Annotated in this window: 10 protein-coding genes and 1 pseudogene; all 11 read left to right on the top strand. The window is 38.5% G+C overall.

Annotated features, from left to right (window positions below; translation table 11 throughout):
• A pseudogene (locus tag K6G87_RS19960) lies at window positions 1–153 on the top strand (hydrolase); the annotation flags it as partial.
• Window positions 154–550: 397 nt separating this feature from the next.
• Window positions 551–1660: a helix-turn-helix domain-containing protein gene (locus K6G87_RS13195; protein ID WP_330669857.1), complete on the top strand. Its 1110-nt coding sequence runs from the start codon at window positions 551–553 to the stop codon at window positions 1658–1660.
• Window positions 1661–1662: 2 nt separating this feature from the next.
• Window positions 1663–2157 carry a PIN domain-containing protein gene (locus K6G87_RS13190; protein ID WP_296838169.1) on the top strand — a complete coding sequence of 165 codons (495 nt, stop codon included), beginning with the start codon at window positions 1663–1665 and terminating at the stop codon, window positions 2155–2157.
• Window positions 2158–2453: 296 nt separating this feature from the next.
• Window positions 2454–3959 carry a rhamnulokinase gene (locus K6G87_RS13185; protein ID WP_296838167.1) on the top strand — a complete coding sequence of 502 codons (1506 nt, stop codon included), beginning with the start codon at window positions 2454–2456 and terminating at the stop codon, window positions 3957–3959.
• A 152-nt stretch (window positions 3960–4111) separates the two neighbouring features.
• The gene (locus K6G87_RS13180) at window positions 4112–5359 is read left to right on the top strand and encodes an L-rhamnose isomerase (RefSeq protein WP_296838164.1); all 1248 of its coding nucleotides are present in this window, start codon (window positions 4112–4114) and stop codon (window positions 5357–5359) included.
• Window positions 5360–5438: 79 nt separating this feature from the next.
• The gene (fucO, locus tag K6G87_RS13175) at window positions 5439–6584 is read left to right on the top strand and encodes a lactaldehyde reductase (protein ID WP_296838161.1); all 1146 of its coding nucleotides are present in this window, start codon (window positions 5439–5441) and stop codon (window positions 6582–6584) included.
• A gap of 206 nt (window positions 6585–6790) precedes the next feature.
• A complete protein-coding gene (rhaD, locus tag K6G87_RS13170; RefSeq protein WP_296838156.1) occupies window positions 6791–7606 on the top strand; it encodes a rhamnulose-1-phosphate aldolase in 816 nt (271 codons plus the stop codon).
• 325 nt (window positions 7607–7931) lie between these two features.
• Window positions 7932–9845: a GGDEF domain-containing phosphodiesterase gene (locus K6G87_RS13165; RefSeq protein WP_296838153.1), complete on the top strand. Its 1914-nt coding sequence runs from the start codon at window positions 7932–7934 to the stop codon at window positions 9843–9845.
• A gap of 334 nt (window positions 9846–10179) precedes the next feature.
• Entirely contained in the window at window positions 10180–10665 is a 486-nt protein-coding gene (locus tag K6G87_RS13160; RefSeq protein ID WP_296838150.1) for a methylglyoxal synthase, read from the top strand.
• A gap of 74 nt (window positions 10666–10739) precedes the next feature.
• Window positions 10740–11936, top strand: coding sequence for an FprA family A-type flavoprotein (locus K6G87_RS13155; RefSeq protein ID WP_296838147.1), 1197 nt, complete (start codon window positions 10740–10742; stop codon window positions 11934–11936).
• 286 nt (window positions 11937–12222) lie between these two features.
• Window positions 12223–13515: NCS2 family permease (locus K6G87_RS13150; RefSeq protein WP_296838144.1), on the top strand; the 1293-nt coding region annotated here is incomplete at its 3' end.

Here is a 13515-nt window from a genome sequence, read left to right as displayed (position 1 = left end):
AGCAAGGGATTTGCTGCAGGCTGCTCAAGAGAGGTCATTGAACGTGGCGCGGCACAACTTGGCTGGGAACTTGATAAACTTCTCGAGATGACACTTAAAGCTATGGCTGAGAGTGAGGATCTGATCAATGAAGAGATGGCTACGGTTGCATGAAAAATTACTACCATATAGCAGAAAGCAATTATTATTTATGAATTTATTTGATTTTCAAATTCTTACCTACATGTAATAGTGGGTCTATTTGTGTGAGTCTATTTTGCGTACGCAGAATAGGCTTTTTCTTTGCCTGAAGAAGCCCAACTTTTATGAGTGAAGCCTTATCTGGATTGGCAATAGGTAGGGCATAGCAGAACTATAAAGGTAAGATCGTGGCTTCCAGTGCATATGAAGACATTCGAGACACGAGGCTTTACAGGGAGTGGGAGAGTAAAGTGATTCAAAGTTGCGAAAACATATACAAACGACTGGTTAAGAAGAGCATATATAAGTATAATCAGCTGCTAAGAGGTAAAAGCATCCGTTAGCAGCTAGTTTATAATACGTGATCTAAATGTATGCGGCGTTTACATTTGGAAAAAATAATGATAAAATAAACACACAAAGAAAGGTGATTGTTACTATGTTTGAGAAAAATCTTAAATATTATCGTTTGAAAAAGAACATGAGTATGAAAAGTTTGGCAGATGCTGTTGGAGTAACATCTATGGCTATCTCAAACTATGAATCAGGCAAGAGAAGACCGGAGATAGAGATTATCAACAAGATGGCTGAGGTACTTGGAATCAAAGTCGTTGATTTTCTAGCTTCACGTAATTCGCGTTTGGAGTTTAAACATTGTGAATTTAGAAAATATTCAACGCTTACCAAAACGCAGCAGGAGTATATAAAGGAATCTGTTGAGGAATACTTTGGCCGCTTCTTTGATGCTGTAGACTGTCTATGTGGTAATCCTCTTCCTGCACCAATTGAATGTTATACGCTTGACTTATCTGGCTCATATCAGCAGGATGCTTTGAATTTAAGAAAGCATCTTGGCCTTCCGGAGGAAGGCCCTATTGATGAACTTATAACAATTCTGGAAAATAAAGGGATTATGGTTTTTGAGCTGAAAATGGATGATGAACATTTTTCTGGAATGAATGGATTTGTTAATGAATATCCATACATTGTTATCAATAAAAATATGAATCCTGAGCGTAAAAGAACTACAATTATTCATGAGTTAGCTCATCTTATGTTTATCTGGGATGAAAGCAAAGAAAAGGAAAATGAGCTTCTCGCAACACAGATAGCAGGAGCTTTTTTGATAACTGACGTAGATTTAGTTAGAGAACTGGGATTAAAGAAAACGCGCCTTACAAAAGATATGATCCTGGTATGCCAGGAATATGGAATTTCTATGTATCTATTGGTTAAGCGTGCAGCACAAAAGAAGATAATGTCTAATTCTTTGGAAAAAGAATTCTATATTAAAGCTAATAAAGCACATTGGAATAAGCATGAGCCTCAACGAGTTAAGAATATTGAAGAACCCTTACTTTTCAAACAGCTTGTGTATAGAGCTGTAAATGAAGAAGGGGTAAGCATACAGCGTGGTGCAGAGCTTTTGCAGATGCCTTATAGTGATGTAGAAAAATACTGTGGCCTTATGGAGGTATAAACTTGAAGTATATTAGCAGTGATACCAATATTTGGCTGGATTTTGAAACTATATCACGTACGGACCTACCTTTTCGATTGCCATGTACTTATGTAATGTATAGAGAAGCATTATCGGAAGAAGTTATTTCTCCACCAGATTTGATGGAGGATTTGAAAAAGAAAGGTCTCGAGGCAGTAGAACTTACTACAGAAGAATTCTTTTATGCAGCTGAATGTGTAGCAAAATACGTAAAAATATCAAAATATGATAGTACTGCGTTAGCTATAGCAAAACACCGGGGCATACCGCTATTGACAGGAGATAATGCCCTTAGAAAGGCAGCTGTAAAAGAAGGCGTGAAAGTTATTGGTACAATAGGAATTTTGGATAAGTTATATGAGGGGGACCACATAACTGCATCTGAATACAAGTATTGTCTGGAACAATTATTGGAACACAAGGAGAGACGACTTCCTGCAGAAGAGATGAAGAAAAGACTTAATAACCTGGTTTAAATACAGAAAGAGTCGATGATTCGATAGAATTATCGGCTCTATTTTTTGTTTTGAAAGAGTGGACTTTTGCAAAAGTCTTTCGGACTTTGAACAATGGTACAGGCACCATATGACGTTATAATCAGTATTAGGTCAGGCCAAATAATAAATATAGTTCTGGATAAAGCAAATTTGAAATAATACAACTATTTTTCGACATTAGATTCATTGGAATAATACAAAAAGAATCAACGCCGACTTATTGGGGTAATATCAATTTGTTATTTAGAACAATACTAAAAATATGGGAGATAGCTATGGGACTAAATCACTTAGCGGTAGATATAGGCGCTTCCAGTGGCCGACACATTATCGGTAGAGTAGATAATGGCATTATGAAGCTGCAGGAAGTCTACCGATTTGAAAATGGGGTATCTGAGAAGAACGGTCATCTGTGCTGGGATATAAATTTATTGTATCAAAATATTATAGATGGTATCAGAGAGTGCAGAAACCAGAATCTCACGCCGGATACCATGGGAATTGATACCTGGGGAGTTGATTTCGTGCTTCTTGACAGCGATGGGGAAATCCTTGGTGATACAGTCGCTTACAGAGACGAAAGAACAGATGGCATCAGGCAGGAGCTTGAAGATAAGGGCATCCTTTCTTTTGACGATCTGTATTCTAAAACGGGAATCCAATATCAGAAATTTAATACGATCTATCAGCTTGTGGCACTTCAAAAAGAGCATCCTGAATACATGGAGCAGGCAGAGAGCTTTCTCATGATTCCGGATTATCTTAATTACAAGCTGACAGGCATAAAGTCTAATGAATATACCAATGCTTCCACGACAGCGCTTGTGGATGCAAAGACCTGCGACTGGGACTATGAACTTATAGAAAAGCTCGGTCTTCCAAAGAAGATATTCGGTAAACTTTCAAAGCCTGGTACAAAGCTTGGAAGATTTACTCAGGAAGTCAGGAACTATGTAGGTTTTGACCTTGATGTGATACTTCCGGCTACCCACGATACAGGTTCTGCATATCTTGCTGTTCCTGCAAGGGATGACAAGGCAGTGTTCCTGTCATCAGGCACATGGTCACTTATGGGAGTTGAGAACAAAGAATCTATAACAAATGGCGAGTCTAAGGAAGCTAATTTCACCAACGAAGGTGGCTATAACAATACTTATAGATATCTTAAGAACATCATGGGACTTTGGATGATCCAGTCTGTAAGGCGGGAGATCGGTGAGATTACAGGCACAAAGCCTTCTTTCCCGGAACTTATAGAAGCAGCTAAGCAGGCAAAAGATATTGACGTAGTGCTGGACGTTGATGATGCAAGATTCCTTGCACCTAAGTCAATGATAGAAGAGATAAAAAAGGCCTGTGAGGATGCAGGAGAAACACTTTCAAATGTCAGAGATGATAGTCCATCTGAAAAGAATGATTCGGATGGTAAAAAAATCGAAGGGTGCGAGGCAACAACTTGTCTTCCGGCAGGAACAGGCGAAGTTATGGCGGTTATCTATAATTCTCTTTCTGATGACTACAGAAGAACTGTAGAGACGCTTGAAAAACTTACTGGTAATAAATACACATCCATCAACATCGTAGGCGGCGGATCACAGGATATGTACCTGAACCAAAGAACCGCTCAGGCGACAGGACTTCCTGTGTTTGCAGGACCAACAGAAGGAACAGCTCTTGGAAACCTGATAGTGCAGTTCATATGTTCAGGAGAGTACAAGAATCTTCAGGAAGCAAGAGATGCGATCAAGAAGAGCTTTGATATTAAGCTTGTTGAAGCTTGAAATAAAGTTATCCTTTGAATATTTGAAGATATAAAACAAATATATTAAGACAAAAACTCAATACTAAAAAATACAAAAGGTATAAAGACAAAAAGCATACACAAAAAAAGCATACAAAACTATATGATATTTCTTTTTACAGGAGGACAAAAATGAGTTACCAGGAAGCAAAAGAGATCTACGCAAGTTATGGCGTTGATACAGAAAAAGCATTATCACTTCTTGCAAACAAGGCTATCAGCATTAACTGCTGGCAGGGAGATGATGTTGTTGGATTTGATAATCCAAACGGCGGAGCAGGAGATGGCATCGCTACAACAGGTAATTATCCTGGACGAGCTAGAACATTTGAAGAGCTCAAGGATGATTTCCTTAAGGCTATCAGCATGATACCAGGTAAGAAGAGAATCAATCTTCATGCCTGCTATGCAATATTTGATGATGAGCATCCATGGGTTGATCGTGACGAGCAGACTTATGAGCACTTTAAGCCATGGGTTGATTTTGCTAAGGAGCACAACCTTGGAATAGATTTCAATCCTACAATCTTCTCACATAAAATGATGGTTGATGGTCTGTCACTTTCATCTCCAAGAAAAGATGTTCGTGATTTCTGGATCCGTCATGCTATAGCATCAAGAAGGATCGCAGAGAGAATTGGTCAGGAACTGAATGACATGGTTCTTAACAATGTATGGATCCCGGACGGATTCAAGGATATCCCTGCTGATCGTCTTACACCAAGACTTCGTCTTAAGGACTCTCTTGATCAGATCTTTGCTGAGAAGTGCCCTCACGTTATCGATACAGTAGAATCCAAGTTCTTTGCAATCGGTGTTGAGAGCTATACAACAGGATCTAACGAGTTCTACATGAGCTATGCAGCTACACACCCTGGTGTATACAATCTTCTTGATATGGGACACTATCATCCAAGTGAATATGTAAGTGACAAGATTCCAGCACTTCTTCCTTTCTTTGACAAGATCCCGCTTCATGTAACAAGACCGGTTAACTGGGATTCAGATCATGTAGTTCTTCTTCAGGATGAGCTTATTGAAGTAATGAAGGAAGTTGTTAGAAATGATGCTCTTGATAAGGTTATTCTTGGCCTTGATTTCTTTGATGCATCAATCAATCGTGTTGCAGCATGGGTTATCGGAACACGTGCTACTCACAAGGCACTTCTTCTTGCACTTCTTCAGCCTAATGAAGAGCTTAAGAAGGCACAGGATGAGGCTGACTATACTAAGAGACTGATGCTTTCAGAAGAGATGAAGTCACTTCCATGGTCAGATGTATGGGCAGAGTATTGCAGACGTGAAGGCGTTCCTTGTGACAAGTCATGGTATGACGAAATTAAGCGCTATGAAAATGAAGTGCTTTCTAAGAGAGCATAAAACTTATAATTTATATCAAATATATATAGTAAATAACTAAAAATAAGTAATTTTAAAAACACCAAAGGAGGAGAGATTTATGGCAAATCGTATCGTACTTAACACAGTATCTTATCATGGAAAGGGAGCAATTGAGGAGATTCCTGGAATTGCAAAGCGCGAGAACTTCACAAAGGTTTTCGTATGTTCTGACCCTGACCTTGTAAAATTCGGAGTAACAGCTAAGGTTACAGATCTTCTTGAAAAAGAAGGTATTGCATATGAACTTTATTCAGGAATTAAGCCAAACCCAACAGTAGAGAACGTTGTAGAAGGTGTTGAAGCTTATAAAAAGGCAAATGCTGATTCTATCATCGCTATAGGTGGTGGCTCATCTATGGATACAGCAAAAGCTATCGGTATCATCATCACAAACCCTGAGTTTGCAGATGTTCGTTCACTTGAGGGCGTAGCTCCTACCAAGAATCATGCTGTAAAGACAATTGCAGTTCCTACAACAGCTGGCACAGCTGCAGAAGTTACTATCAACTACGTTATCACAGATGTTCAGAAACAGCGTAAATTCGTATGTGTTGACGAACATGATATCCCAGCATATGCAGTTATCGATCCTGATATGATGAGCTCAATGCCTAAGGGCCTTACAGCTGCAACAGGTATGGATGCACTTACACACGCTATCGAAGGCTATACAACCAAGGGAGCTTGGGAGCTTACAGATATGTTCCACTTAAAGGCTATCCAGCTTATCGCTGATAACCTTAGAAAAGCTGTTGAGAATGATCCTGAAGGACGTGAGAACATGGCACTTGCTCAGTATGTAGCAGGTATGGGATTCTCAAATGTAGGTCTTGGAATTGACCACTCTATGGCTCATACACTTTCAGCTCACTATGACACACCTCATGGCGTAGCTTGCGCTATGTTCCTTCCAATCTCAATGGAATACAACCGTGACTACACAGGTGAGAAGTATAGAGAAATCGCAAGAGCTTTCCATGTTGAAGGCGTTGACGAAATGTCACAGGAAGAGTATCGTGATGCTGCAATTGCTGCAGTTAAGAAGCTCTCTCAGGATGTAGGAATTCCGGAAAAGAACGAGAAGATTAAAGAAGAGGATCTTTCACAGCTTGCAGATGATGCACTTGCAGATGCATGCTGCCCTGGTAACCCACGTGAGGCTACAAAGGACGACGTTCTTGCAATGTTTAGAAAGCTTATGTAATTAGCATTTAATCGCAGAGCGATTAAATGCGTACTTCTAAAGAAGTACCAAGAAAAAAAGAGAGCAGTTAATCGCAGAGCGATTAACTGCGTACTTCTAAAGAAGTACCAAGAAAAGATTTAGCAGTAAATTGCTTTGCAATTAACTGCGTACTTCTAAAGAAGTACTATCCTTTGTTACAATACAAAAATAAAAAGAGGTTTGTTATGTTTAATATTTTAGAAGCACCTTTCATGATCGAGATGATCAGAACAGTTACCAATATGTATGCACATGGATGGGATGAGCGTAATGGTGGTAATGTATCACTTCTTCTTGAAGAAGAGAAGGTTAAAGACTATGTGAACACTGATGCAGTTATTCGCACAATTGACATTCCTTTTGATGCAACTGCGCTTGTCGGCAAATACTTCCTTGTAACAGGTACAGGAAAGTATTTCAAGAATGTTCAGTATGATCCTGAAAAGAACATGGGTCTTTTCAGAATTGGCCAAGACGGCCATACAGCTGAACTTCTTTGGGGCTATAACGATGGAGGAAGATTCACATCAGAGCTTCCTGCACATCTTATGAGTCATATCGCTCGTCTTCAAGTTGATCCTGATAATCATGTTGTTATGCATTGCCATCCGACTAACCTTCTGGCTATGACATATATCCATGACCTTGATGAGAAGAAGTTCACACATACTCTTTGGGAGTTCTCAACAGAATGTATAGTTGTATTCCCTGATGGTGTTAACGTTCTTCCATGGATGCTTTGCGGAACTAATGAAATTGGTGAGGCAACAGCAAAGAAGATGGAGACAGCTCGTCTTGTAGTTTGGGCAGCACATGGTATCTATGGTGCAGGCAAGGACCTTGATGAGACCTTCGGACTTATAGAAACAGCTGAAAAGGCAGCTGAAGTATATATGAAGTGTGCTGCAGTTAAGCAGATTAATACTATCAAGGATTCTGAGCTCAAAGAACTGGCAGACTTCTTTAAGGTTACACCAAGAGAAGGCTATCTTGAGGTTTAAAGACATATTTTATGCTTAAAGCCAAAAGTTTTTAACTCTTAAATGATGAGCAGATGTCTGTATGTTGCGGGCATCTGCTTTTTTATATATAAAATCTTGCCATTTTATGTGCAATTTTCACCAAAATGCAGTATTTGCGTGCAATTGGAGGATTTATAGCTTATAATAATGCCGAAGATAAATATACTAATTGTATACTCAGAATTACATATATCGTATTGTTATTTTTTGGTAAAAATGTTCCTATAATCAAGCTTATAGTTTTTGGTAAAAATGCCGATATAGTATTAGATTGCAATGACTATAAGAAATAGCAGAGGACTTTATGCAATATAACATTTCTTTTGACATATGTGCAATAATTATATATGTATTTGTTCTTGTACTGTTTCTTGCAAGAAAAAACTATTCTACAAGTGCTAATGCTGCTTATCTGATCCTGCTTGTAGATTCTCTTATTGCGGCTATTTCTGATGCTATTACAGGCTATACCATTCCAAATGCTGATAAAGTTCCCCTGACGTTCAATTATATTATTAATTCTGTATTCTTTTTGTCTATGAATACAGTTCTTTTCTTCTATTGTTATTACCTTTTGAGAATAATTTATAAGACCAGGCCTTTCACCATGCTTAACAGGGTTTTCCTTGTAGTGTGCGGCATTGTAGATGTGGTGATTATAGTAACTAATCCATGGACCAAGGCAGTATTTTATTTTGAAGATAATGTTTACTGTGCAGGAAATCTCAAGATAGTACTGTATATCGTATCCTTCTTTATGCTTGTAAACTGCGTTTATGAGACTATAAGGAACAGGCAGTCACTCAAATTCGGGCAGATTGCAGGAATGATAATGGTTACAGTGGGCAATCTTTTTTCTGTTGTATTCCAGTTTTTCCATCCGTATCAGCTGATAACGTCCTTTACAGTTTCTATGGCTCTTCTTGTCATATATCTTTCAATTCAGGATGTTGATAATTATATTGATCCTCTTACAAGAGCCTTTAATCAGCAGGCCTTTGAAGATACGCTTAGCGGCTTTGCAAGGACCAGAAATCCCTTTACCGTGGTCACTGTTAAACTTCAGAATTTCAGAAAGGTCAATGAGACGGCCGGAATTGTTGCCGGTAACAGGATCCTTGAAATGATAGCTTCAAGGCTTCGCCCTATAGTTGGCAAAGAAAATCTCTTCTATAATTCCGGAACCCGCTTTACAGTCCTTATTCATGACAAGGGGATGGAAGAAAATACCATTATCTCCCAGATTAAATTTGAGCTTAGAAAAGAGTTCCTTGTAGGAGATATTGAAATAAGACTTAAACCTCAGCTTATCGTTGTCAGATATCCTGATCATGGTACGACTTCTTTTGAGCTTGAAGATGCTATAACCTATTGTATGAGACAGCTTGAAAAGTCGAATACCCAGGAAGTTATCTATGCCGACTCACTTATCTTAAAGCAGGTCAAAAGAAATACGGATATGGACCATATAATGCGCGAAGCTTTGTATACTGAAGGCTTCAGAGTCTTTTACCAGCCAATAAGAGATGCGGCAACAGGAGAGTATCACTCCGCAGAAGCACTGCTTCGTCTATATCACGAAGATTATGGCTTTATAAGTCCTGAGGAATTCATCCCTCGTGCAGAAAAGAGCGGACTTATTATTGAAATTGGTGAGTATGTATTTGAGGAAGTCTGCAAGACTATAAAGAGCCGTAAGTTTGAAGAACTTGGAATAGACTATGTTGAGATCAATCTGTCAGCTGTTCAATGCATCCAGAGAGATCTTAGAGACAAGCTGTTCCTTATCATGAAAAGATATCATGTCAAACCTGAAATGATCAATCTCGAGATCACAGAAACAGCTACAGTATCATCCAGTGAGCAGCTACTTGACTTTATGAATGTCATGCTTCACGGCGGAATCAGGTTCTCACTTGATGATTATGGCTCAGGACTTGCAAATATGAATTACCTGCTCATGTATCCTTTCCATATAGTTAAACTTGATAAAGTTCTTGTATGGAAGGCATTTAGTGAGGAAAGAGCACGCGTTGCGCTAAAGTATACTATAGAGATGCTCAAGGAACTGAATTATGAAATAATCGCAGAAGGCGTTGAGACAACTGAACAGGCAGATGGACTTAAGGAAATGGGTTGTGATAAGTTCCAGGGATATCTGTATTCAAAGCCTATAAATAAGGATGAGTTCGTTCAGTTTATAAAAGATAACAAGTGATAATTTTTTCATATATAATATGAGCCATCCTTTTTGGGGTGGTTCATTTATTATACGAGGATATATGATAGTCATTAGTTTTATTTATTTGTGAGATGAAGTAAAAAATACAATATATTTAGATGCTTTGCGTAATAAAGAATACAAAGAACAAAGCATCTTATGCTATAATTATTGTGTTCTGGATAATATTGAATATGATGACTTATTGAATGTGAGTTACAGAAATACGCATTTACTGTATTTTTAAATCTATGATTTATAATAGTTATATAGTTATGATATTTTTGGTATTATCTTAAAGGGGTACATATTTATTTTTTGGAGGAAAAACATGTCTATTAACGACGAATACATTGAATTCACAATTCCCAAACAGAAAACCATTGCACTTATCGCTCATGATAAGAAGAAAAAAGAACTCGTTGAATGGTGCGAGCACAACAAATTCAGACTTGAAAAACATTTCCTGTGCGGAACAGGTACTTCTGCAAGACTTGTTGCAGAAAATACAGGACTTCCTGTAAGAGCCTATAATTCAGGCCCTCTTGGAGGAGATCAGCAGGTTGGAGCCAAGGTAGTTGAAGGTAAGATCGATATGATCATTTTCTTCTCTGATCCTCTTGAAGCTCAGCCTCATGACCCTGATGTCAAGGCACTTCTTCGTATCGCTCAGGTTTATGATATTCCAATCGCTAATAACAGATCTACAGCAGATTTTATGATCACCAGCAGATTCATGGAAGATGAGTATGTACACAGAGTTCTCAATTTTGACAGAAATGTAGAAAAGAGAGTTAAAGAAGGTAATCTTGTCTGATATATTTCAGCTATGGTAATCTTTGAATCAGAATTATGATATGAAGAAAAACTAAAAGGAGGCCATTTAATAAAATGATCAACATCAAAAATGTTACTGATGATATACTTTGGATTGGCGGAAGCGACAAGAGACTTGCTAAGTTTGAGAATCTTTTTCCACTTCCAAAGGGGGTGTCATATAACAGCTTCGTAGTCAAAGATGATAAGACTATAATATTTGATACAGCAGATGTCACAATAGCTGACCAGTATATTGAGAATCTTGAAGCAGCACTTTCAGGTAGTAAGCCTGATTACCTTGTGATCCTTCATATGGAGCCTGATCACTGCTCTCAGATATCAAGAGTGGCTTCATTATATCCTGATATAAAGCTTGTTGGCGGTATGCAGACTTTCAAGTTCCTGCACCAGTTTTTCCCTGAACTTGATAATCTTGAGAAGATCACTGTCAAGGAAGGCGATACTCTAGAAACAGCTAATCACTGCTTTAGCTTTATTGGCGCACCTATGGTTCACTGGCCTGAAGTATTGTTTGCATTTGATACAAAGACAGGAACACTGTTTTCTGCAGACGCATTCGGTACCTTTGGAAGCGTTGATTCCGGTATCTTTGCAGATGATTATGATTTTGAAAAAGAGTTTCTTGATGAAGCAAGACGCTATTATGCAAATATAGTTGGTAAGTATGGAGCTCAGGTTCAGGCAGTTCTTAAGAAAGCTCAGGGCCTTGATATCCAGAAGATATGTCCTTTGCATGGCCCCATCTGGCGCAAGGATGTAAGCTGGTTTGTAGATAAGTATGACAAATGGAGCTCTTTTACACCTGAAACTGACGATATACTAATGGTATATGGCTCTATGTATGGACATACAGCAAGTGCAGCAGAGACGCTCGCTCAGATCGTTCATGAAAAGAGTGGCAAGAACGTAAGAGTTTTTGATGTAAGTAAGACTGATAAGTCTGAACTTGTAGGAGAAGCATGGCTCTGTGCCAAGATCGTACTTCTTGCTCCTACATATAATGGTGGCCTGTATCTTCCGATGGAAGACTATGTAGCAGATCTTGTAGCACTTGGACTTAAGAACAGAGCCTTTGCACTTGGCCAAAACGGAACATGGGCACCTGTAGCCGCAAAACACATGTCTGATAAGCTTGCACTCCTTAAAGACTGCACAATATCAGAAACTGTACTTACTATAAATTCAGCACTTCATGAAAGTGATATGGAGCTTGTAGAGAAATTTGCTGATGTAATAGCTTGTATGTAAAAAGTATTTGTGATTCATGAACTTTTTAACCCATATAAAACATTCCCGGATCATAGATTTGGGAATGTTTTTTGTGAAATAAGACATCCAATTTCTTTAAATGGGGGATTATGACATACTTGTGAGCGCTTTATATATGTGCATTTTTGTGAGAGAAGACATTTCATTTTTTAGTTGGTAAATTATTAACGAACCTTTAATTTGGGGTAGATTATATTAATTTTTTGAGTTAAAGTATTATTGGTTAAGTAAAAATTACAATCTCATAAAAAAGGGAGGAGATAATATGCTTGAAAAAATATTCAAGCTCAAAGAGCATGGGACAACTGTCAAAACTGAAATGCTGGCAGGTCTCACAACATTTCTTGCTATGGCCTACATTCTGGCCGTAAATCCATCTATTCTTGGAGCAGTAATGGATGCAAATGGTGTATTTGTTGCAACAGCAATAGCATCAGCATTCGCTACATTTTTTATGGCTTTCATAGCTAATTATCCTATAGCACTTTCTGCAGGTCTTGGACTTAATGCATATTTTGCATATACAGTATGTCTTGGCGAACTTGCAGACATGGGAGACAGCGCATTTACTGTATGTCTTACCGCAGTTTTTTGTGAAGGTATTATATTTATAATTCTCTCTGCATTTAAGTTCCGTGAACAGATCATTAATGGTATACCTCACAACCTTAAAAATGGTATATCTGCAGGTATAGGTCTTTTCGTTGCATTTATTGGACTTCAGGGTGCTGGAATTGTTATTAACAGTGATTCTACACTTGTAGACATGGGCGACTTTTCTTCACCTCAGGTAGTACTTGCACTTGTTGGCTTTATAATCATTGTTGTATTGAGCAGCCTTAATATTCCGGGAGCTGTTCTTATCGGAATCCTTGTTACATGGATCCTTGGTATGTGCGCACAGACTTCAGGATGGTATGTTGTAAATGATAGCAATGCAAGCCTTTTCCCAGACTTTTCAAATGGTCTTGTTAACTTCTCAGGTCTTGCTAATACAGCATTTAAGTTTAATTTCCCTTGGGTTGCATCACACATGATTCAGTTTATTGCTATTACCTTCAGCTTCCTGTTTGTAGATCTCTTTGATACAGTTGGAACAGTTGTTGGTGTAGCTGATAAAGCAGGACTTCTTGATGAAGAAGGCAAGCTTCCAAGAGTAGGTAGAGTATTCATGTCAGATGCCCTTGGTACAACACTTGGTGCATGCCTTGGTACATCTACTGTTACAAGTTTCGTAGAATCAAGCGCCGGCGTAGCAGCAGGCGGACGTACAGGTCTTACTGCACTTACAACAGGTGTTATGTTCATTGTAGCTATGTTCCTTTCACCTATATTCCTTGCTATTCCGGGATTTGCTACAGCACCTGCACTTATATATGTTGGAATGCTTATGATCACTTCAATTAAGAAGATCGAATTTGATGGAGATATCGCAGATAGCGCCGGTGCTTATATGGCACTTCTCATCATGCCACTTACATATTCAATTGCTAATGGTATTATGTTTGGTGTTCTTACATGGGTTATCGTAAAAGTATTTGAGCGTAAGGCTAAAGAT

The organism is Butyrivibrio sp. (genome assembly GCF_024699075.1).
This window is presented reverse-complemented; position numbering and strand designations above follow the sequence as displayed.